This is a genomic window from Actinomyces ruminis (assembly GCF_002154335.2).
GTDB classification, from domain to species: domain Bacteria; phylum Actinomycetota; class Actinomycetes; order Actinomycetales; family Actinomycetaceae; genus Actinomyces; species Actinomyces ruminis.
In genome coordinates this window covers 50,377-70,977 of the sequence record NZ_MTPX02000014.1, presented here as the reverse complement: position 1 = coordinate 70,977, position 20,601 = coordinate 50,377, and the positions used below count along the sequence as shown (strand labels likewise).

Genomic DNA, 20,601 nt, shown 5'->3' with positions numbered 1-20,601 from the left:
GAACGGCACGAACGCCACCACCGGCCCAGCGATCAACACTGACCACCACCCGTTTGATGTACCATCAAACATAACAACCCACCAACCCCACGTCAACCCGTCGACGAAGCGCATCTTGGACGCCCGCGAAGAGGGTTTCGGTGCCTCATCTAAAACCGCCCGTGAGGGGTGTGGATCGTTGTGGGCATGCAGTTGTGGGTTGACTGGTGTAGGCCAGGGTGCGCAGAGCACTCGCTGCGACGTCCAAAATGTCCTGCAGCGCGCGTGGGCGGCGGCAGGGCAGACGCGACAAACACCGGTGTGAGGTCCGTGCCGCTGTTATCGGGGTCTGCTGGAGGCTGCAGATGAGCTTGTCGATGGTGTTGGCCGCTACGGCCAGGAGGTCCGGCGTGAGCCGGGTGTCCTTGAGCGCGGCGACCAGCAACCGTTATCTCGCCCGGCAAGGGCCAAGGACCAGCTGGGCGGCAAGTGCGTCACAAAGGGCCCGCTGCTGTGCAACACCCGTCAGGATCCGCAAGGCCGGCGGGCGAGGCCCGTGCAGCCGGCGGGGTTCTTTGAGAGCGGGCACTGTTGCCCACTGTGGCCCTGTGCCCGCAGGGGCGAGTTCGCCCAGACCGGAAACATGACCAACCATGCTTACCGGCCGGGGCCTTCACCCGCATCCATCTGTAGGCGGCGCCGAGAAGCACCCCTGGGACCGCCTGTACGACGCTCCTCGTATCCCGCCCGGCCGGTTGCCCGGTACCGACGCCCTTGACCGGCCAGCACAAGGCAGGAGCTGATCGCCTGTCCCACCCAGCAGGGCCCTGCCGTCCGTCGTTGAGACGGGGTGTGGACGGGAGTCGGCCGAGTCTAGGTGGGCTCGGGTGGCGCGACCGGAAGGCCGTCGGCGGCTACGGTCGCAGGTGTGTGCGTGTTCGGCGTATTGGCACAACAAAGGCCGGAGACCCCGATGTCTCCGGCCTGGCTGTCTGTGCCCCGTCCCGCGTGGCGGGATTGCTCTGCGCTGCTGCGGCGCAATGGCCGCTGCGGGGGCTTGGTGAGCTCAGTGCTGCTCGTCAGTGGTCTTCTCGGCGAGACGGTCGTTGACGATCTCGGCGATGGCGCGAGCGGTGTTGGCGTCGATGGTGTTGAAGAACATGAGGTGCTCCTTTGATTTACTCGAATATCGGATTGATGTGTGGTACCTCCGCCGGGCCGGTTTCGACTGGGATCTTCCCGGTTCGTTCCTGCCGAGCGGCTGTGCCATCACATTACCAACCCATCGGAAGGAAAAACGCTCCTCAGGCGTGGTGGCCCGCGCCACTCGGCCCCCTGCGATCGTCGGCCAATCGGCATGATTTCGCTGAAAGGTCGCCATTGTCAGGTCCCGTCCTCGGCCCGCGGAGTTCTTCCCGCAGCGGGCATAACCGGTGACCCTCGCCGCTCAGCTGCTCCGCAGCAGGCGCAGCAGTGACCGGGCAGGCGGCGTGAAGCGGCGGCGGTGAGACACGGCGGCGGTGAGATACGGCGGCGGCCGGCTCTGGCCCGCGGCAACAACCTGCGGGCCAGAGCCGGCCGCCGGAGCATCCCAGGCGCCGTCGGACGCCCGGGCCTGCTTACAGCACCACGTCCTGGGTGGGCCGGGTCAGCTCGCCGGATGCGTGCGCCCGGGCGACGTAGTCGCAGGCGCGGGCGGTGACCGCCATGATGGTCAGCGCCGGCCCCTCGGTGGAGCCGGTGGGGAAGGAGGCGGCGTCGGTGACGAACAGGTTGGGGACGTCCCAGGACTGGCACACGCCGTTGAGCACGCTGGTGGCCGGGTCGTGGCCCATGCGGGCGCCGCCGGCCTCGTGGATGGACACGCCCATCATCAGGCTCATGCGGATGCCCACCCGGAACATGGCCCGCTGCACCGGGTTGAAGTCCGGCCACACCCGCTTGGAGTGCACCCCGAAGGTGGAGGCCACGAAGTTCGTCCGGTAGCCGCCGGCCTCCATCATCTCGGTGACGTCGCGCACGGCGGCGTCGACCATGGCCCGGTCGTTGTCATCCGGGCGGCACACGATGTGCGCCGCGGGAATGCCCCACTTGTCCTTCACGCGCCGCGAGAGCGAGACCTGGTTGCCGTACTGGGGCAGCATCTCCCCACCGGCGCCGAAGCCGAACATGGCGGGGGAGTCCTCCGGCACCGGCACGCGCCCGGCCAGCCCCTGGAAGGAGTAGCCGCGCTTGTAGGCCTCGGTCTGCCCGTGCAGGTTCTGGTAGCGGGGGATGAGGAAGCCTCCGGAGTTGCCGTAGAAGGGGTCCGGCTCGCACTGGGAGGAGGGGCCGAAGTAGCCGGGGCGGCGGGCGTCGTCGCCGAAGCCGAGCGTCATGGACTGCTCCATGAGGTAGTGGCCCACCAGGCCGTTGGAGTTCGCCAGACCGCCGGGGTGGCGGCCCGAGCCGGAGTTCAGCAGCAGCCGCACGGACTCGATGGCGGAGGCGCACAGCATGACCACGTCTGCGGTCACCCGGTGCTCGCGCTTGGTGTCGGCGTCGATGAAGACGGCGCCGGTGGCCAGGCCGGTGCGGCGGTTGGTGGTGATGCGGGAGACGACGGCGCCGGTGCGGATGGTCAGGCGGCCGGTCTTGCGGGCCTCGCGGATGCCCGGGGGCACGCGGTCGAGGAAGGGGGCCTGGAAGCGCCAGGAGATCACGTGCCGCTCCGGCCAGCGCGACTCGACGACCTGCTTGAACTCCTGCTCCATCTCGTTCAGGTGCCCGGGGCCCACGTACTTGCCGGCCGGCGGGTGCTCCACGCCGGGGTCGGCGTCGCCGTAAACGCCGACGAGCTCCTCCACCCGGTCGTAGTAGGGGGCCAGGTCGGCGTACTCGAAGGGCCAGTCGGTGCCCACGCCGTCGAGGCTGGCGGCCTTGAAGTCGACGTCGCTCATGCGCTGGAGCACACGCCCGTAGGCGTGCATGCGCCCGCCCAGCAGCCGGGAGCGCACCCACAGGTAGGGGGCGTCGACCGGGTAGGTGTAGGGGTTGGCCAGGTCGTCTACGAGGAACCGGGAGGAGGAGTCGGAGTAGAAGGAGCGCCGGGCCTGGTTGAACTGGCGGCTGCCCAGCATCCGCTTGGCGCGGGTCATGATGTCCATGCCCATGGGCTTGGGCTTGCCGTACACCGGCGGGGTGAAGTCCTTTTCGGTGAGCTCACGGCCGGCCTCCAGCAGCAGCACGTCCATGCCTGCGGCGGTCAGTTCGCGCACCGCCGTCGAACCTGCGGGGCCGGATCCGATGACGATGGCATCGAAGTGGCGGTCGATGTTCGGGGCACTGCTCGTCTGGTTCAGGTTGCTCATGCTGTCCACGTCCTTTGTGGTCCTGCTACGTGGCCGGTGCGGCCCGTGCTGACTATTAGTGATGGTGCGAAATGTCCCCTGTGCCGCGGCCCGCGCCGCAGCACTGCGAACTGGCTGAGCTCACCGTACGAACCCACGAATTGGGCGACAACGCGCCCGCTATCTGCTTCCGCCCTGAGCGGGCGAAAGCGGTCCTAACACCGACGAAAGCCGGATGAGAGGCCCGGTAATGTACGACTTGCCGTCAGGTACGCGACGAGGAGGTGCGGCATGGATAACCAGGACGCGCGCGCCCGTGCCGGGCTTCTGTTCGACACCGCCTGGCCGCCCTATCGCGAGCTCAAGGCCCGCGCTCACGACCTGTGCCGTCGTTACAACGCCCTGAATGACCTTGACCCCCAGAGGGACGAGCTCATCCCCCAGATCTTCGCCGAGATCGGGGAGGGCTTCCACGTGCGTGGCCCGCTGTACGTCAACTGCGGCTTCCACACCCGCATCGGGGCGCGCTTTTTCGCCAACTTCAACTTCACGCTCCTGGACGACGTCCCCGTGACCATCGGCGACGACGTCCAAGTCGCGCCGGGTGTCACCATCGCCGCCGGCACGCACCCCCTGCTCGCCGCCGAGCGCCAGCACCTGACCTACCCCGACGGCCACACCGGCGGCGCCGAATACGGCGATCCCGTCGTCATCGAGGATCGCGTCTGGCTCGGCGCCAATGCGACCGTCATGCCGGGCGTCACCATCGGGCACGACGCCGTCATCGGCGCCGGCAGCCTGGTCACCCACGACGTGCCGGCCGGCTGGCTCGCCTTCGGCGTTCCGGCCCGCCCCGTACGCGAGATCACCGAGGCCGACTCGGTGCACAGCCCGACCTCCGCCGTCTATGGGCGCCTCGGCTCCGAGCAGCGCCCCGCAGGGGCGGACGGCCATTGACTGCCGGGACGGTCCGCCCACATCGGCCCGCCCGGCGTACCGTCCCTCAATGCACATCGGCTGTACCCCTTCGGTGCGCCGCCCCGTGCACGCTCAAGGCGCCGCATCAACCCCTCCTAATAGAAAGCACCCCCAATGACTGCGGACTCCCGCACCTCCATTCCGACCCCCGCCCGGAAGGCGCCCGGCCCCTACCGGGTGGCCGCCGTCGTCATGATCGGCTCATTCATGTCGGTCCTGGACGGCACCATCATCAACGTCGCCATCCCCGCGCTGCAGCGTCACTTCGCCGCACCCGACGGCACCCTGCCCGCGTACTCGGCCGTCTCCTGGACCGTCACCGGCTACGCGCTCGCGGTGGCGGCAATCATTCCGCTGACCGACTGGGGTCTCAAGCGCATCGGCGCCCGCTGGATGTACATCGGCTCCATCACCCTGTTCACCATCGCCTCCGTGCTGTGCGCCCTCTCCCCGAGCCTCGGGTTCCTGATCTTCATGCGCGTGGTGCAGGGCCTGTGCGGCGGCTGCATCATGCCGGTGGGCACCACCCTGGTCGCCCGTGCGGCCGGGCCGAACAACCTAGGCCGCATGATGAGCCTCATGGGCGTCCCCATGCTGATCGCCCCGGTCATGGGACCGATTCTGGGCGGCTGGCTGGTGGAGGTCGCCTCCTGGCACTGGGTGTTCCTCATCAACCTGCCTTCGGGCTGGCGGCTGCCGGGCTCGGGCTGTTCCTGCTCCCGCGCGACGACGACCGCGGCACCGTGCGCCTGGACGTCCCCGGCGTGGTACTCATGTCGCCGGGCCTGGCCCTGACTCTCTGGGGGATCTCCAACGCCGGCAGCGGGGCGTCGCTCACCGCGCCGATGGTGTGGGCGCCGCTCGTACTCGGTCTGGTGATGGTGACGGCCTTCGTGCGTCGCAGCCTGCGGGCCGAGCACCCGCTGCTGGACCTGACGATCCTGCGTCTGCGCGGCTACCGCAATGCCATCCTGCTGGCTGTGTTCTTCCAGGCCGCCTTCACCGCCGACCTGTTGCTGCTGCCGGCCTACTTCCAGCAGGTGCGCGGCCTGGGCGCCATGGCCGCCGGCTTCTTCATCGCCCCGACCGGCCTGGGCGCGCTGATCTCCATGCCCATTGCCTCCAACCTGGTCGACCGGCTGCCCGCCGGACGGGTGGTGCCCTTCGGCATGACCGCCATGTTCGCCTCCGTGCTCGCGCTGACCCAGGTGGGTGCCGACACGAGCCTGTGGTGGCTGGGCGCCGTCCTCATGGTGCAGGGGCTGGGAATCGGCGGCACCATGATGCCGGTGTCGACGGCGGCCCTGCAGGCGGTCGACCGCGAGGAGGTCGGCAACGCCACCACTCTGTTCAACATTGGTCAGCAGGTCTTCGGCGCCGTCGGCATCGCGATTGTCTCCGTGCTGCTCGCCCTGTTCCTGGCCGCGACCGACTCTGGTGCGGCGGCGGTGGCCGGCGAGCTGAGCGGGGCGGAGCTGACGACCGGCCTGGCCCAGGCGGCGGGAGCCTTTGGACGAGCCTTCTGGATGCCGACGATCTCCATGGCGCTGGCCCTGTTCATGTCCTTCCGCCTGCCCATGCGTCGCGAACGCGCCACCATCCCCGACGTTTCCTGAGCGTGACCCTCCCAACCGTCGAGACCGGCATGTCATTCGTGCCGGTCTCGACGTGTTACCGGCGCTTTCGGCGCAACTAGCGCCCGCCTCGGTGGGAGGGGAGCGGCGGCGAGTGCCTATGCGGTGTGGCGATGGGCGAAGACATGGATCAGGGCGCTGACGAATGCCCGCTGCGCGTGGGTGGCCGCGCGTGAGTGCCCGCCCGCGGCGGTCTCGAAGTAGGTGACGTTCTGCCCCAGCCGGTCCAGCCGATAGGCCAGGGAGCGGGCGTGCGCCGGGTGCACGCGGTCGTCCGCGGCCGAAGTCAGCAGCAGCACCGGCGGATAGTCACGCCCCGCCTCGAGCAGATGCAGCGGTGAGTGCTCGCGCGGCCAGGCCCACTGCTCGGGGTCGTCCGGATCGCCGAACTCCGAGGTCCACGCCGCCCCGGCCGACAGCTGCGTGTAGCGGCGCATATCCGTCAGCGGCACCTCCAGCACGGCCGCCCCGATCCGCTCCGGGTGCCGGGCCAGCACCTCCCCGGCGAGCAGGCCCCCAGCTGAGGAGCCGTATAGCGCGATCGTCTTCGGGGCGGCGACGCCGCGCGCCACCAGCGAGTCCAGCACCGCCACCAGGTCCTCGACCACCCGCCGTCGGCCGGCGCCGGTGCCCGCCAGGTGCCAGGCGGGCCCGTACTCGCCGCCGCCACGCGTATTCGCCACCACATAGGTGCCACCCCGCTCCAGCCACGCCTTCCCGGTGACGGGCTCGTACCCGGGCGTGAGCGACTCGCCGAAGGCCCCGTAGGCGTGCACGAGCGTCGGCGTCGGCGCAGAAGTGGGCCGGCCGATCTGGAAGTAGGGCACGCGGGTGCCGTCGGCGCTGGTGGCCACGTGCTGGGTGACGGTGATGCCGCGTGCGTCGAAGCGGGCGGGCGCCTGCCGCACCACCGCCATGCCCGTCAGCTCCCCGGACGGCATCAGCCGGGCGACCGTCAGGGTCGAGGGCGTGGTCCACCCCGACGCCGAGATCCACAGGTAGTCGGAGTCGGTCGGGCGCAGCGGCGTCGCGGACACCGACAGCAGCGCCCGCCCGGGACGCAGCGCGGTCTCATCGCCGTTCGGGCAGCCGGGCAGGTCGGAGGCTCCGGTCAAGTCGATCCAGTGATGCGACCACTCGTCCGGGGCGGTCCCCGTCTCTTCGGAGGCCCCGTCCCGCCCGTGCGTGGGCGGCGTGCACACCTCCAGGCGGTCGGCGACGTCGTCGAGCACGGTGAGCACGAGATGGTTTGCAGTCCAGGCGGCCGACAGGAGCGTCGATGAGGCGGTGGGCGTGAACAGGACCTCCAGCCTCCGCTCCCCGGCCAGGTAGTCGGCCAGTTTCGCGCCGAGCATGGCGCCGGCCGGGTGGGTGCTGCCGCCGACCTCCCAGGGGCTGCGCAGCTGAATGGTCAGCCACTCCCGCCCGACGCCGGCCAGGCAGTTCTCCGGAACCTCCAGCCGGATCGCTCCCGCCGGGACGACGTCACCGGTGGGGGTGGCAACCGTGCCGGGGCGCGCCCGGCCCTCCAGCGCGGCGCGGGCGGCCGCGGCTCCGGACGGCAGCCGGCGTCGTCGGGCAGGAGCCAGATATGCGTGTGCTGGAAGCTCGGCATGGTGGTCAGCCAGGTCCGGCCCCAGGGGTCGCGAGAGGTGAAGGCGGCGACGGCGCCGCTCCCCGCGGTCACCAGCACCTCCGCCTCATCCAAGGACTGCCCGCGCCGTAGACGCCGCACCTGACGCGGGTAGCCCGCCCCCGACAGGGTGTCGGGGCCGAAGTCGGCGGAGACTATGGCGGCCTCGCCCGCGTCGTCGCCCCAGGTCATCGATCCCTTGGACAGCGGGCGGAACAGGCCGCCGTCGTCCGGGGAGATGAAGCTGCGCGAATGCAGGTCGTACTCCACGGTGAGGCTTGCGTCACCGCCGCCCGGGGACAGCGTGACCAGGGCGCGGCGGCCGGCGCGCGGGCCGGTGGTGAGCACCTGCGCCCCGCCCCACACCAGTTCGGTGTCGCCGGTGCATTCGATCTCCGGAGGCAGTGTGCTGGCCTCATTCAGGGCATCGAGGTCGAGCAGGGTCTCCCACTGCGTCGGCTCGGGGATGCGGTCCGCGCGGGATGGGGCGCCGGCGGCGTAGGACTCCCAGGTGGTGCGGCGCCAGACGCCGCGCGGATGCTCGGCGTCGGTCCAGAAGTTGTAGAGCATGCCGCCGCGGTCGGCGACGGCGGGGATGCGGCATGGGCAGTCGAGTACGTCCGCGATATCGGCCGTCAGGCGCCTGAAGTCGGGGCGGGAGGCGTATTCCCGGGTGGTTCGCTCGTTGCGGGCGGTGACCCAGGCGCGGGCGCGGTCCCCATTGATTTCATCGAGCCAGGAGGGGGCGACGGCGTCGTCGGGGGGAGAGCCGACGACGTCGTCCGCGGGCGCAGGTGCGCTCGCGGCGCCGGGTGTTGCGGAACTGCCCACGGGACTGTGACGATAAGTGAGAGGGCGGTCAGGCCTGCTCGGGGTGGACCACCTCGTGCGTGCGGGAGGACTCCACAACGGCCTCCAGGACCGTCAGGCAGCGGATCACCGACTCGTTGGTGATCACCGGGTCGGCGACGCCGTCGACCACGTCGCGGGCATTGCGGTAGAAGTCCATGACATCGACGTCCACCTCCGGCAGGTCCAGCACCTCCACCGGCGGGGTGGTGGTAGCCAGAGTCTTGTAGTCCAGGATGCGCGGCGCCATGGTCTTGGTCAGGCCCACGCCCGCCTGCACGGGGGTGGCGTCGTCCTCCTCGGCGCCGGTGCGGCGCACCATGCGGCCGTTCATCTCCCAGTCCTCGATGACCACGGTGCCCTGCGCGGACTGCATCCAGAACTTGGCCTCCGGCAGGAAGGACGTGGTGGACACGTCCACCATCGCGTGGAAGCCGTTGGCGAAGGTCAGGTGGGCGCGGAAGCCGTCGTCGACCTGGTGGCCGAGTGCGAAGGAGAGTTCGCCGTAGACGTCCACCACCGGGGAGTCGACCATGGTCAGCAGGCGGTCGACGGTGTGCACACCCCAGTCCAGGATCATGCCGCCGCCATGCTCGGGCAGCTGCCGCCAGTCGCCGGGGATGCCGCGCGAGCCGTGGATGCGCTGCTCCAGGTAGGTGGGGGAGCCGATGAGCTGCTCATCATAGACCTTCTTGATGACGTTGAAGTCGGGGTCCCAGCGGCGGTTCTGGTGCACCATGAACATCCGGCCCGTCTGCTCGGCGACGGCAGCGACCTCGCGCATCTCGGCGGCGTTCATCATGGCGGGCTTCTCGCACAACACGTGCTTGCCGGCGCGCAGGGCGGAGATGGCGTAGTCGTGGTGGGAGTCGTTGGGGGTGCAGATGAAGACGATGTCGATCTCGGTGTCGGCCAGGATGTCGGCCGCGGAGGCGTACACGTGCAGGCCGTCGTCGGCGGCGTCCTCGTTGGCACGCGGGTCGATGTCGTAGATGCCGACGACGTCAATGGCGACGTCGTCCAGCGCCCGCAGGTTGCGGGTGTGGTAGACGCCCTGGGTGCCGTAGCCGATGACGGCGAGCTTATGGATGTGGGCTGGGTCGGGCTTGCGGGTGGATTCCTCGGACACGATGACCTCCGGAAGTGTTTGTGCAGCTCGGCTGCTGCTTGCCGACTGCGATTGGCTGCTCGCGGCGACCTCGTTGCCGCCGCCGCGTATGGGACGACTGTAGGCGGCGCGTTGGCGGTTGGTCAGGGTGGGAGTGGGGCCTTCCGCCCGCTCCGGGGAGAAGCTTGGGGGCGATGGACATCCTCCTCGGCCGCGGTCATTTCAGGAGGCGCGGGCATTCGATTAATCTGCCTCCGGGTCGGCGGCGTCGGGAATCCATGCCAGCAGGTCGAGCGCCAGGGCGATATCGGTGCGGTGTCCACCCAACCCATCCGGAAGCATGCCGATCGCCTGGGCGATGCGGTACTTGACCGTGTTGCGGTGGATGTAGAGGTGTTCGGCGGTGACGCTCGCGTTCTCTCCCGCTGCCAGATAGTGGCGCAGGGTGAAGCGCAACCGCTCCGTGTCCTCACCCCCGCTCGCCAGCGGGCCGAGCGTGGCTTTGAGCCAGCGCCGGGCGTGTTCCGGGTTGTGCAGCATGAAGGTCAGCGGTGCTACCTCGCTGTAGTCCGCCGCACCGGGGCCGTCTGCCGATGCGGTCACTACCCTAAACGCCGCCGTGGCCTGCTCATAGGTTCGCACGAATCCGGTGATGCCCCACTCCGGCTGCCCGAAGGCGCCGACCAGGGGCTTGCCCTTGAGGATCCGCTTCGCCCAGTGCTGTTGAGCGGGTTGCGATTGGCAGGAAACCCACAGGGCTGCCGTGTCCTCCGCCAAGTTTACGACCAGCGTCCTGCCGCTCGGCAACGCCTCACGCAGCCGTCGCTCCAATCCGCTGATCGCCTCGTCGAAGTCATATTTGGTCCGCACCACGGCGGCAAGATTCCAAGAGCTCACCGGATGTCCGAGCAGGCTGGAGGCCACGGCGCCGTCGGTGACCTCACCGTCCAGAACCGAGCGGATGCGCGCCTGGAAGGCAGCGTCGCTGCGCCGCTGACGGCGCTGCCGTTGTTCGAGGAAGGCCCCCACCGTCTTGCGGTGCCGCGTCGCGAGTTGAGCCAGGACGACGTCGACCAGAGGTGGCAGTACCCGCGGCGTCATGTCTGCGGGCAGCACTTCTACCGCCGTGGACACCACATCCTTGACCAGCACCCTGCTGGCATTGAGGAACACGGACTCGACGATGTCCGCTGCGGCACCCCGATCCGCCAAGCGCTGGACGATCTCCTCTGTCGCCGTGAGCAGGAGGTCCTGCCTGGTGGTCTCCAGCAGGACCGTAGTGCTGAGTGACTGATAGGAGGCTTTGATGACCGCAGTGGTCAATCGTCGCAGATCGGCGTCGACCACCAGGTCCGGCAGGTCGCGCGCGACTTGCCTCAGAGTTGCGTCGCTCTCGGCGTCTGCGCGGCTGATGAGTCTGCTCGTGAGCTCGTGGCGCAGTTCTTCGGGAAGTTCCAGCGGCTCCGGTGCGGTGTCAACGGGGGTCATGATGAACACTGTGCGTGCAACGCCCGCCTTGTGCAAGTTGCACGACGACGTGGGTGATTTCTGGTCGCGGGACCATGGATGTTGCGGGATGCGGCCGGTTGACTGTTCGCCGAACGTGCGGTGAAGGACGCCGCGCGTTACGGAAGGAGCAGAACATGACCGACCATAACTTTGCTGTCGTGACCTTTGCGGAGTCGAGCAAGGCCTATGAGACGCTGAGCGACCTGCGCGGGGCGTCCCGTGAGGGGCGCATTGGCGTCGCCTCGGCGATCATTGCGGAGCGCGAGCCCGACGGCCACCTGCACCTGGCGGAGGGCGAGGACGCCACCATCGGCGCGGGAGCGAGTGCCGGTGGCCTGTTGGGCATGTTCGTGGGCATTCTCGGTGGCCCGCTGGGTGTGCTGCTCGGCTGGGGCACTGGCGCGTTGGTGGGATCCTTCGCGGACAGCAGGCGCGTCGACCGCAACGCGACCATTGTCGGTGAGTTCAGCTCCCGTCTGCCCGCGGGTACGACGGCGATTCTCGCCGAAGTCGAGGAGGCCGCTCCCGAGGTGCTGGACGGGCTGGCCGCATCCCAAGGCGGTGTTGTCCTGCGGCGTCCCGCCGTGGACGTACTCGCCGAGCTGGAGGCCGTCGAGGCCGCCGCGGAAGCGGCGGACAGGGAGGCCGGCCGCATCATGCGCGAGCAGCGCCGTCAGGAGCGCAAGGATGCCTGGGACGAGCGCGTCGCCCGCCTCAAGACCCGCTTCCAGCGTAAGAACTGACGTCTTCTGCTGTAGGGAGGGCTGTGTTGGGTGTGACCCTACGGTTTCGACTATGAGCCGGGGTACCCGAACACGTCCCCACCGGTGGCGGCGCGCCAGGCGAAGGTGTGGATGAGGGCGCTGGTGGCGGCACGTTGGGCGGGCACCGCCGTCCCCGCATGCCCGCCCTCGCTCTGCTCCACATAGCCGACCTCCAGTCCCAGCTCACGCATGCGGTAGGCCATGGTGCGGGCGTGCGCCGGGTGTACGCGGTCGTCGGCGGTGGAGGTGAGCAGCAGCAGCGGCGGGTACTCGGCCTCGGGCCTCAGGGCGTGGAAGGGGGACAGGGGCCGCATGGTCACCCAGTCGTCGAGATCGTCCGGGTCTCCGAACTCGGAGCGCCACATGGCGCCGGTCAGCAGGTGCGTGTACCGCTCCAGGTCCAGCAGTGGCGCCTCCGCGATCGCCCCGCCGATCAGCTCGGGGTGGCAGGTCAGCATCTCACCCACCAGCAGCCCGCCCGCGCTGGAGCCGTGCACCACCAGCTGCCCGGGTGTGGTCACCCCGCGGTCGATAAGCGAGCGGGCAACCCCTGCGAAGTCCTCCACCACCCGGTGGCGGCCTTGGCCGGTGCCGGCCAGGTGCCAGGCGGGCCCGTACTCGCCGCCGCCCCGGGTGCAGGCGACGACGTAGGTGCCGCCGCGCTCCAGCCATGCCCTACCGGTAAGGGGCTGGTAGCAGGGGGTCTGGCTGGTGCCGAAGGCGCCATAGCCGTACAGCAGGGTCGGGCCGCTTACGGGGCCTTCTTGGGATGCGCCGCTGCGCGGTCGACCGATCTGGAAGTAGGGCACGCGAGTACCGTCCGCGCTGACCGCCACGTGCTGGCTGACCCGCACGCCGCGGGCGTCGAAGCGGGCGGGCGCCTGCCGCAGCACTGACATGCCGGTCACCTCGCCCTCCTCGGTCAGGCGGGCGAGCGCGAGCGTGGGCGGCGTGGTCCACCCCGAGGCGGAGATGAACAGGTAGTCGGTGTCCCGCTGCCGCACCGCCTGCGCGCTCACCTCCAGCAGCGGCCGGCCCGGTCGCAGCTCGGTGGGGTCGTTGCCGTCCGTGTCGCGCGGTCGGTACGCGGCCCCGGTTAGATCGATCCAGTGGTGGCCCCACGCGTGCCCGCCCGCATCCCACTCCCACTGCGAGGGCGGGGTGCAGACCTCCAGGCGGGCCACTGCGTCGTCGAGCACCGTGAGCACCAGATGGTTCGCGGTCCAGGCGGCGGCGGATAGTACGGAGGACGGCGTCGGGGCGAACAGCACCTCCAGACCGTCGCGCTCGCCGCGCAGCCACTCGCGCAGTGGCGCGGCCAGCAGCATGCCCGCCTCGTAACGGACTCCCGACACCTGCCAGGGCTCGCGCAGCTGGATCGTCAGCCAGTCCCGTCCCACCCCGGTGGACGCCGACGCTGGCACGTCCAGGGCGACCGCCGCTGCGGGTACGCTCTCGCAGTCGGCCGCCAGCGCCCGTCGGGCGGCCTCCTCGCCGGCGGGGACGTCGGCGTCGTCGGGCAGCCACCAGATGCGCGTGTCGCCGGTGGGCCCCATGCTCATGAGCCAGGTGCGCCCCCAGGCGTCGCAACTGGACCGGGTGATGATCGCGTCCGCGGCGCCGGTGATCAGCACCTCGGTGTCCTGCGGTGCCTGGCCGCGGTGCAGGCGGCGCGCCTGCCGCGGTAGTCCGGCCTGGGACAGCGAGCCGGCGCCGAAGTTGTCCGACAGCAGGCAGGTGTCGGCGTCGGCGCCCCAGGTAAGCGTGCCCTTGGAGGACGGCTTGTGGAAGCCACCCTCCGACGCGGCCAGGAAACGCCGTGCATCCAGATCGAACTCCTCGGTGACGGTGGCGTCGGACCCGCCCTCGGACAGGCTCACCAGGCGCGCCGCCCGGCCAGTGGGCCGGCCTGAAACACCTGCGCCCCCGCCCAGGCCAGGTCGCGGCCGCGCCGACGGCGCTCGGCATCCAGATCGAGCAGCACCTCCCACTCGGTGGCGTCGTCGTCGGGCCGTGGCGGACGGGAGGGGGCTCCGGAGGCGTAGGACGCCAGGTGGTGCGCCGCCACAACCCGCGGGGGTGCTCGGCGTCGGTCCAGAAGTTGTAGACCATGCCGGCGGCCTCGGTGACGGCGGGGATGCGGTCGGGGGAGTCTAGGATTTCCTGAAGGGCCTGGGTCAGGCGCAGGTAGCCGACGTCGTCATTGAAGGCGGAGAGCGTCTCATCCGTCCGTGCCGCCGCCCAGGCCAGGGCGCGCTCGCCTGCTGGCTCATAGAGCCACTCGGGCACCTTTGTCAGAGCGGGCGTCGGTGGGGCGGCGTCGGTGCGGTCCACTTGGCTATTGCAACACAATCCGAGATGGCCTGATTGTCGCAAACGGTCACAAACGCCGGATTTGCCTGCCCAGCCAGAATCTGCGCCCGCATGATTCCAACGTTTTGTGAAGTGCCTTCGACGTCGGCGTACGCGTTTGTGACCATCTGCGACAATGTTCCGCTCCGGTAGGCGCCGAAGGCGCCCAAGCCGCCCGCATGTGGCACGCTGGGCGCATGCGCAAGGAAGCCTTTCCCCGGACCGACTGGCCGCGGGTGGTCGTCACCACCGACCCGGAGCTGGACGACCTGAACTCCATGATCCGCCTGCTCACCCACGCCGCCGAGATCGACCTGTGCGGGCTGGTGTACGCGGGCAGCCAGTTCCACTACACCGGCGACCCGGACCGCGGCATCGCCGACCACCGCTGGCCCGCCCCCGGCGACAGACTCCACATCGACGAGGTAATCGACGCCTACGCCCAGGTGGAGGACACCCTGCGCGTGCACGACCCCCGCTTCCCCACCGCCGCCCACCTGCGCTCCTTGGTGCGCATGGGCAACGTCGCCACCGAGGGGGAGATGGACGAGGTCACCCCCGGTTCCACGCTCATCGCCGACCTGCTGCGGGATATCGCGTTGACCCCCGACGGCGCCACCGGCGCGGGCGGGGCCCTGCTCGACGCCGCCCGCCCCCTGTTCATCCAGGCCTGGGGCGGCATCTCCACTCTCGCCCGCGCCCTGCGCAGCCTGGAAGAGGAGGTCGGCGGGCGCGCGGACTGGCCGGTGCTCAAGCAGCGGGTGCTGGACCGGGTGGTGCTGTCCTCCTTCGGGGAGCAGGACTCCACCCTGGGCGACTACATCCGCCCGCACTGGCCGGGACTGGAGCACCGCGAGGTCGCTACCAAGACCTGGGGATACACCACCCGGGACGTGCTGCTTCCCGCCGACCTCGAACTGGTCGGTGCGCAGTGGACGCGCGAGCACATCAGCAGCCGCGGCCCGCTGGGGGCCGCCTATCGGGTATGGGGCGACGGGCGGCGCATGGCAGCCGACTTCGACCCCGAGGACTACTTCGGTGAGGCGGGCAAGACCGAGGATCAGCTGCGCGCGGAGGGCTACCAGGTGTGGTGCCCGGTGCAGGAGCCCGGCGCCTTCATCTCCGAGGGCGACACCTCCAACTTCACCCTGCTGATCCCCAACGGCCTGCACTCCTGGGAGGACGCCACCTTCGGCGGCTGGGGCGGCCGCCAGGTGCCGCACCCGCAGCTGCCGGACACGCTGACCTCCGACATGCGCTTCGACCTGCCCGGCCTGCCGCAGCCGGACTATCCGCCGCTGGTCGTGGACCGCGCCGCCGACGGCTCCGCCCCGCCCGAGTACCACATGACCCGCTGGTGGCGGGCGCTGCAGAACGAGTTCGCCGCCCGCCTGGCCTGGTCTGTCACGCCCCGCTATGAGGACGCCAACCACCCGCCCGCCGTCGTCGTTGAGCACCCCGACGGCGGAAGCGGGCTGGTGCGCAGCGTGCGCCCCGGCGAGGTGGTCACCCTGACCGCCACGGCCACCGACCCCGACGGCGACCACGTGCTGCTGCGCTGGTGGGCCTACCCGGAGGCCGGTCCGAACCCCTGCCCGGTGCCGCCGCGCATCCGGGACGACGGCGCCGGCACCGCGGTGGTCACCGTCCCCGCCGAGGCGCGCCCCGGGCAGGCCATCCACGTGATCGTCGAGGGCACCGACACCGGCACCCCGCCGCTGACCCGCTACCAGCGCGTGGTGCTGAACATCGTCTGAGGCCGGGGTGTGCGGCGGTTAACGCGCGACCCGCTCGACCGGGAGCGTAAGACGCTGCTCACCCAGCTCCCCGGCACGGACATGGACCTGTACTGTTCCGGGCTTGCTGCTGGCACGGATGATTGCCAGGGCGCGCCCGCGATACAGCGGGGTGGTGGACTGGTCATAGGAGGTGGTGGGGCGGGGGTCAGCCGAGCCCAGGGCCGCCAGGACCCCTGCACCCTCTACATCCACACTCACCGGCGTATCGCTGACCATGGCGACGTTACCGCATTCGTCCACCACCTCCAGTTCCAGGAACACCAGGTCCTGTCCGTTGGCCGTGAGACTCTCGCGATCGGCCGCCACCCGCAGGCGCAGCGCGCCCTGTTGGGCGGGCAGAGCAGCCCGGCCGACCGCGCGATCGCCGACCCTGGCAACGGCGGTCAGGTCCTCCGCGCCGTAGGGGACGGTGAAGCGGGCCACACAGCCGTGGGCGACGCCCGCCCGCCGCGTGCCCAGGGAACGGTCACCCAAGAACAGCTCCACCGATGGGGCATAGGAGTACACCTCCACCTGCGCCCGAGTCCCGGGATCGGTGCCGGGCCAGATCCACGACGGGACGGCGTCAGTGCCGCGCCAGGCGGCCTTGTGCACGCGCTCTCCCGCCCGGTCGAGGGGCCGCACGGCAATCTCCGGGTTCTTAGCCCGGGTCCACACGGTGCGCGCCAGCGCCATCGACCCGTCCGGATGCCCGGTGATATCGATGGCGCCGACGCCGGCCGTTACATACGGGTAGGGCTTGGCGAAGCCTCCGGCTCATCGCCGTAGGTCCACAGCCCGATGCCGACCTCTCCCAGATAGTCCCAACCGGTCCACATGAAGTCGCCGATCACGTGGTCCAGTTCCTCCACCAGCCGCCAGTTGCGCACGATCTCGTGCGGCATGGTCTCGCTGCCCACGATGACACGCCCCGGGTGGAGCCGGGCATCCTTGCGGTAGCGGGCCGCGGCATAGTTGTAACCGGCCACATCCAGGGCGTCGAGCACGCCCGCGCTGGCACGATCGGCCGCACGCGTCGCCGCGGCCCGCGACATCAGCGAACCCATCCGGGAGACGAACAGGTTGTAGGCGGTGGAGCCGAAGGTGGACTGCCCCTTCGAACTGTCGGAGTCGCCACGTGCCCGGTCCGCGTCCTGCTCGCGCCGCTGGTCGGCCATGTTGTTTTCCGCGACGAGGTCCCGGCCCCGGGCGGTCATCATGTTGATCATGAGATTGATACCCGCCGTCGTTGGGCGGTCGGGGTCCAGACGGTGCAGCCGCTCAACGATTTGGCGTGCGGTACGGATGCCGCGCGGGGTCGCGGACTCGCCCACCTCATTGCCGATGGAGTACATGATCACGCACGGGTGCAGCCGGTCCTTGCGCACGAGTGACTCGACGTCACCGGCCCAGGACTGTTCGAAATGGGAGCGTCGTCGTGCGGGTTCTTGGCCTGGAACCACATGTCCCACAGCTCGTCCATCACGTACAGGCCCACCTCGTCGCAGGCGGCCAGCAGATCCCGAGAGGCGGGGTTGTGGGCCGAGCGGATGGCGTTGAACCCCTGCTGCTTGAGTATGCGGGCCCGCCGACGTTCGGTGTCGGCAAAGGTCGCCGCTCCCAGAATCCCGGAGTCGTGGTGGACACAGGCGCCCCGCAGTTTCACCGGACGCCCGTTGATGCGCAGCCCCTCGGCGGCATCAACCTCGATTAAGCGCAGACCGGTGCGGCTCGCCTCCTCGTCCAAAACCGCGCCGTCCGCACCTGCCAGGGTGACTGTCAGGTCGTACAGGTGCGGGTCGGCGTCCGACCAGAGGCGGGCATGGGCCACATTCAGCGGTATCTCGACGACGGTGCCCGTGGTCGTGACCGAGCCGCGCGCGGCCTCACTGCCGGCCTCGATAAGGCGCGCGGTGACCGTAACGGTGCCGCCGTCCGGGTTATCGATCTCGATGCGCGCCGTGGCTGTTGCGCTGGTTCCGGCGGCGGAGCGCCCCAGGGCGGTGGTGGTCAGGGCGGTGCCGCCGCGGGCCAGCCGCACCGGCCCGGTGCGGCGCAGCCACACGTGCCGGTACAGGCCCGAGCCGGAGTACCAGCGGGTGGAAGGCTGCCGGGAGTTGTCCACCACGACCTCAACGGTGGCATCAGCGCCGGGAGTCAGCGCCCCCAGATCGACCTCAAACTCGGTGTAGCCGCCGCGGCACCCGCCGACGTGGGCGCCGTCGACGAACACCGTGGAGTTCTTGTACACGCCCTCGAAGACCAGGGACAGACGGTCATCGCCCAGGTCGGCGGGTACGTGCAGATTCTTGCGGTAACGGTAGGTTCCACCGGGGAACCAGCCCGCACCGGGGGTGCTGGCCGTGGCGGCGCTGCGTGGCTCATGGATCATGGCGTCATGCGGCAGATCGACGTCGCTCCAGGGGCCGTGGGCTTCCGGAGCGCCGAGGATGGGGCCCGCCTCCCGGGGCGAAGGGGCACCGGCGGACTCGGTACGAAACTGCCAGCCTGTGTCGAAGAGGGTGATGGGCATGCTTCTGCTCCTTTGCAGATGGGGGTAGAGGTGATTCAGGCGCTGGGCTCCAGCGAGGCGGCGTTCTCGGCGGCGATGCGTCCCAGCCAGGCCAGGGAGGGCTTGGGCGTGCGGGCGAAGTCGCGCTCGCGGTCGACGGCGATCAGCCCGAAGGTCGGTTCCCAACGGCCCCACTCGTAATTGTCCAGCAGAGACCAGTGGCAGTAACCGCGCACATCCGCCCCATCGGCGACGGCGGCGACCAGACCCCGCAGCGCCTCGGTGGTGTAGGCGATGCGGCGGGCATCGTCGGCGGTGGCGATGCCGTTCTCCGTGACCAGCAGCGGCTTTCCGCAGCGCTCCCAGTAGCGGCGCAGGTTGATGCCCAACGCGTCGGGCCGGTAGGCCCAGCCGGTCAGTGTGTTGTCGGGGGAGTCGGGGTGCGGGACCGGGCCGGAGGCATCCACGGGCTGGGAGGTGTAGGCCTGCACACCGATGAAGTCGTCCTCGGCGGTCGCGTCCAGGTAGACGCCTTCCCACTGGTGGAAGACCCGCTCGAACACCTCCTCATTGCCTGGGGTGGGGGTGAAGGCCTGGGCGGCAATCGCCCAGCCGACCCGTGCTTCCGGCACGAGTTGGCGCAGCACCGCCCGTGCGGCGCCATGCATGGCAATGAGCTTCGGTGCCAGGTCGAGTGACGGGGCAGGCAGGGCGGCCATCTGCTCAGTAGGTGCTGCGGCGTCGTCCCTGCCGGCGCCGGTAGCGCCAGCCGTCATGGTCTCGGCCAGCGCGCTCAGTTCCGCGGGAGTCTTGCCGACGACGGCGGTCAAGCCGCTCATCAGGTTGAGGATATTGGGCTCATTGATGGTGACGATCCAGCGCACGTCGTGCAGGATCTCGGCGACGTAGCGCACGTAGGCGGCGAAGCGCTCGACGGCGTCGGTGCGCTGAATGCCACCGCCGAGCGTGAACCACAGCGGCAGGTGAAGTGGTGCAGGGTAATGATCGGCTCCAGACCGTGCTCGTGGCAGGCGTCGATCATGTCCCGGTAGTGCAGCAGAGCGGCGCGGGAGAACTCGCCGTCGGCGGGCTCAATGCGCGCCCACTCGATGGAGAAGCGGTAGGCCTTCAGCCCACCCGCGGCGGCCAGGCTGATGTCCTCGCGGTAGCGGTGGAAGGAGTCGCAGGCGGAGCCGGACTTCTCCGGTAGTAGGCCGGCGGGGGAGTGTTCCACGGCCCAGAAGTCGGAGGCGACGTTGTCCCCCTCGACCTGGTGGGCGGCGGTGGAGGCACCCCAGATGAAGTCGTCGCGCAGGATGGTCATGGTTGGTCCTTTCGTCTTTGAAGAGGCTTGTTCGGGGAGAGGCCACGTCGGGCGGGACTTTCAGATACCGCGAATCACCTCGGCCATGGCCTCACGGGTACGCAGCAGGTCCCGACCGGTGATGTCTGTGAACGCCTGCAGGGTCTCTGCCTCCAGATCGAAGTCGGGGGATACCGCCCACAGCTGCTGCAGGCCGTCCCAGGCGGCAAGGAAGCGGCGCGCCATCGATTCAGCGGAGTGATCGGCACGCGCCAGGCCCCGCTTCTGCAGCGCCCGGATGAGGACGCCGATGCCGGCGGTGGCCTCCGCGTAGTGAGTGGCGAAGTGCTCGTGCGCGGCCGAGCAGGAACCTGTGCCTGACCGGCGAGGTAGGCATACAAGCGGAGCCGGGCGTCGTCTGAGGCGGTGGTGTGGACCAAACGGGCTATGGTCGCCTCCGCCTCCTGCGCGCTGGGCTGGTGCCCTTCTGCAGGTTCGCGCTCCCGGAAACTGGCGAGTGCCCCTGGTCCCTGCACCACTTCATCGAAGTGATCGAGAGCGGCTACCAGCAGGTGGTCACGGCTGGGGAAGTGGTAGAGCATCGTGCGCTCGGCCATGCCGGCCCGTTGTGCAACGGCCGCGGTTGTGAGGTGCTCGTGGCCGACCTCCTGCACCACCTCGTAGGCGGCGCGAGCAATCGCCTCCCGTTTGGCGGCGGTCTTGGCGTAGGGGCCACGCGGGCGTGGCGTTCTCGTCATGCTCCTCCTCCAAAATTGGCTTGTACATCAGTTTCAGGCGCGATCGACTCCATGTCAAGCTCTTGACGTCGTTTCAATTTCATACTTTACTTCAGTTTCGCAGATACACCTTCGT

General features: G+C 69.7%; 18 protein-coding genes and 1 pseudogene. 5 read left to right on the top strand and 14 right to left on the bottom strand.

Annotated features, from left to right (window positions below; all coding sequences use genetic code 11):
• Positions 1 to 1,598: 1,598 nt before the first annotated feature.
• Positions 1,599 to 3,329 (bottom strand): GMC oxidoreductase, encoded by a 1,731-nt coding sequence (locus BW737_RS02140; RefSeq protein WP_143233229.1) that lies wholly within the window; start codon positions 3,327 to 3,329, stop codon positions 1,599 to 1,601.
• 270 nt (positions 3,330 to 3,599) lie between these two features.
• On the opposite strand from BW737_RS02140, the gene BW737_RS02135 reads away from it, so the two are divergent.
• The 3 genes from BW737_RS02135 to BW737_RS02125 all read left to right on the top strand — a co-directional run bounded on the left by BW737_RS02135 (position 3,600) and on the right by BW737_RS02125 (position 5,902).
• Positions 3,600 to 4,265 carry a sugar O-acetyltransferase gene (locus tag BW737_RS02135; protein WP_086615221.1) on the top strand — a complete coding sequence of 222 codons (666 nt, stop codon included), beginning with the start codon at positions 3,600 to 3,602 and terminating at the stop codon, positions 4,263 to 4,265.
• Positions 4,266 to 4,400: 135 nt separating this feature from the next.
• Entirely contained in the window at positions 4,401 to 5,081 is a 681-nt protein-coding gene (locus BW737_RS02130) for an MFS transporter (protein WP_086615220.1), read from the top strand.
• Complete coding sequence (locus BW737_RS02125) at positions 5,030 to 5,902, top strand: MFS transporter (RefSeq protein WP_086615219.1); 873 nt, start codon at positions 5,030 to 5,032, stop codon at positions 5,900 to 5,902. The genes BW737_RS02130 and BW737_RS02125 overlap by 52 nt, the downstream gene beginning before the upstream one ends.
• A gap of 116 nt (positions 5,903 to 6,018) precedes the next feature.
• Here BW737_RS02125 and BW737_RS17380 read toward each other — a convergent pair whose 3' ends face one another.
• The 4 genes from BW737_RS17380 to BW737_RS02110 form a co-directional block, all read right to left on the bottom strand.
• A complete protein-coding gene (locus BW737_RS17380) occupies positions 6,019 to 7,275 on the bottom strand; it encodes a prolyl oligopeptidase family serine peptidase (RefSeq protein ID WP_257210368.1) in 1,257 nt (418 codons plus the stop codon).
• 56 nt (positions 7,276 to 7,331) lie between these two features.
• Positions 7,332 to 8,384: a prolyl oligopeptidase family protein gene (locus BW737_RS17375; protein WP_257210367.1), complete on the bottom strand. Its 1,053-nt coding sequence runs from the start codon at positions 8,382 to 8,384 to the stop codon at positions 7,332 to 7,334.
• 28 nt (positions 8,385 to 8,412) lie between these two features.
• A complete protein-coding gene (locus tag BW737_RS02115) occupies positions 8,413 to 9,531 on the bottom strand; it encodes a Gfo/Idh/MocA family oxidoreductase (RefSeq protein WP_086615218.1) in 1,119 nt (372 codons plus the stop codon).
• Between the two features lie 222 nt (positions 9,532 to 9,753).
• The gene (locus BW737_RS02110) at positions 9,754 to 10,998 is read right to left on the bottom strand and encodes a PucR family transcriptional regulator (RefSeq protein WP_143233228.1); all 1,245 of its coding nucleotides are present in this window, start codon (positions 10,996 to 10,998) and stop codon (positions 9,754 to 9,756) included.
• 155 nt (positions 10,999 to 11,153) lie between these two features.
• Here BW737_RS02110 and BW737_RS02105 point away from each other — a divergent pair, with 155 nt between their 5' ends.
• Positions 11,154 to 11,762 carry a DUF1269 domain-containing protein gene (locus tag BW737_RS02105; RefSeq protein ID WP_086615216.1) on the top strand — a complete coding sequence of 203 codons (609 nt, stop codon included), beginning with the start codon at positions 11,154 to 11,156 and terminating at the stop codon, positions 11,760 to 11,762.
• A 50-nt stretch (positions 11,763 to 11,812) separates the two neighbouring features.
• Here BW737_RS02105 and BW737_RS02100 read toward each other — a convergent pair whose 3' ends face one another.
• The gene (locus tag BW737_RS02100; protein WP_257210366.1) at positions 11,813 to 13,663 is read right to left on the bottom strand and encodes a prolyl oligopeptidase family serine peptidase; all 1,851 of its coding nucleotides are present in this window, start codon (positions 13,661 to 13,663) and stop codon (positions 11,813 to 11,815) included.
• A complete protein-coding gene (locus BW737_RS17370; protein ID WP_257210365.1) occupies positions 13,660 to 13,851 on the bottom strand; it encodes a hypothetical protein in 192 nt (63 codons plus the stop codon). Before BW737_RS17370 ends, BW737_RS02100 begins: the two co-directional genes overlap by 4 nt.
• A gap of 481 nt (positions 13,852 to 14,332) precedes the next feature.
• On the opposite strand from BW737_RS17370, the gene BW737_RS02095 reads away from it, so the two are divergent.
• The gene (locus BW737_RS02095) at positions 14,333 to 15,892 is read left to right on the top strand and encodes a DUF1593 domain-containing protein (protein ID WP_086615215.1); all 1,560 of its coding nucleotides are present in this window, start codon (positions 14,333 to 14,335) and stop codon (positions 15,890 to 15,892) included.
• A gap of 18 nt (positions 15,893 to 15,910) precedes the next feature.
• On the opposite strand, the gene BW737_RS02090 is transcribed toward BW737_RS02095, so the two are convergent.
• From BW737_RS02090 to BW737_RS19770, 7 genes and pseudogenes are all read right to left on the bottom strand, one after another.
• A complete protein-coding gene (locus BW737_RS02090) occupies positions 15,911 to 16,609 on the bottom strand; it encodes a DUF4982 domain-containing protein (protein WP_086615214.1) in 699 nt (232 codons plus the stop codon).
• Between the two features lie 47 nt (positions 16,610 to 16,656).
• Positions 16,657 to 17,301, bottom strand: coding sequence for a hypothetical protein (locus tag BW737_RS02085; RefSeq protein WP_086615213.1), 645 nt, complete (start codon positions 17,299 to 17,301; stop codon positions 16,657 to 16,659).
• Positions 17,271 to 18,446, bottom strand: a complete 1,176-nt coding sequence (locus BW737_RS02080; RefSeq protein ID WP_086615212.1) for a glycoside hydrolase family 2 protein — start codon at positions 18,444 to 18,446, stop codon at positions 17,271 to 17,273. Before BW737_RS02080 ends, BW737_RS02085 begins: the two co-directional genes overlap by 31 nt.
• 35 nt (positions 18,447 to 18,481) lie before the next feature.
• Complete coding sequence (locus BW737_RS02075) at positions 18,482 to 19,339, bottom strand: family 1 glycosylhydrolase (protein WP_218961742.1); 858 nt, start codon at positions 19,337 to 19,339, stop codon at positions 18,482 to 18,484.
• Positions 19,264 to 19,749 carry a family 1 glycosylhydrolase gene (locus BW737_RS16565; RefSeq protein WP_218961741.1) on the bottom strand — a complete coding sequence of 162 codons (486 nt, stop codon included), beginning with the start codon at positions 19,747 to 19,749 and terminating at the stop codon, positions 19,264 to 19,266. The genes BW737_RS02075 and BW737_RS16565 overlap by 76 nt, the downstream gene beginning before the upstream one ends.
• Before the next feature lie 60 nt (positions 19,750 to 19,809).
• Positions 19,810 to 19,974, bottom strand: coding sequence for a hypothetical protein (locus BW737_RS17365; RefSeq protein ID WP_257210364.1), 165 nt, complete (start codon positions 19,972 to 19,974; stop codon positions 19,810 to 19,812).
• 323 nt (positions 19,975 to 20,297) lie between these two features.
• A pseudogene (locus BW737_RS19770) lies at positions 20,298 to 20,486 on the bottom strand (TetR/AcrR family transcriptional regulator); the annotation flags it as partial.
• Between the last annotated feature and the right edge of the window lie 115 nt (positions 20,487 to 20,601).

Coding starts and splice junctions, on each gene's coding strand:
- BW737_RS02140 (WP_143233229.1), bottom strand. CDS start 3,329: ATGAGCAACCTGAACCAGACGAGCAGTGCCCCGAACATCGACCGCCAC.
- BW737_RS02135 (WP_086615221.1), top strand. CDS start 3,600: ATGGATAACCAGGACGCGCGCGCCCGTGCCGGGCTTCTGTTCGACACC.
- BW737_RS02130 (WP_086615220.1), top strand. CDS start 4,401: ATGACTGCGGACTCCCGCACCTCCATTCCGACCCCCGCCCGGAAGGCG.
- BW737_RS17380 (WP_257210368.1), bottom strand. CDS start 7,275: ATGCTCGGCGCGAAACTGGCCGACTACCTGGCCGGGGAGCGGAGGCTG.
- BW737_RS02110 (WP_143233228.1), bottom strand. CDS start 10,998: ATGACCCCCGTTGACACCGCACCGGAGCCGCTGGAACTTCCCGAAGAA.
- BW737_RS02105 (WP_086615216.1), top strand. CDS start 11,154: ATGACCGACCATAACTTTGCTGTCGTGACCTTTGCGGAGTCGAGCAAG.
- BW737_RS02095 (WP_086615215.1), top strand. CDS start 14,333: ATGCGCAAGGAAGCCTTTCCCCGGACCGACTGGCCGCGGGTGGTCGTC.
- BW737_RS02090 (WP_086615214.1), bottom strand. CDS start 16,609: ATGGCGCTGGCGCGCACCGTGTGGACCCGGGCTAAGAACCCGGAGATT.
- BW737_RS02080 (WP_086615212.1), bottom strand. CDS start 18,446: ATGCCCATCACCCTCTTCGACACAGGCTGGCAGTTTCGTACCGAGTCC.
- BW737_RS16565 (WP_218961741.1), bottom strand. CDS start 19,749: ATGACCATCCTGCGCGACGACTTCATCTGGGGTGCCTCCACCGCCGCC.
- BW737_RS17365 (WP_257210364.1), bottom strand. CDS start 19,974: ATGGCGCGCCGCTTCCTTGCCGCCTGGGACGGCCTGCAGCAGCTGTGG.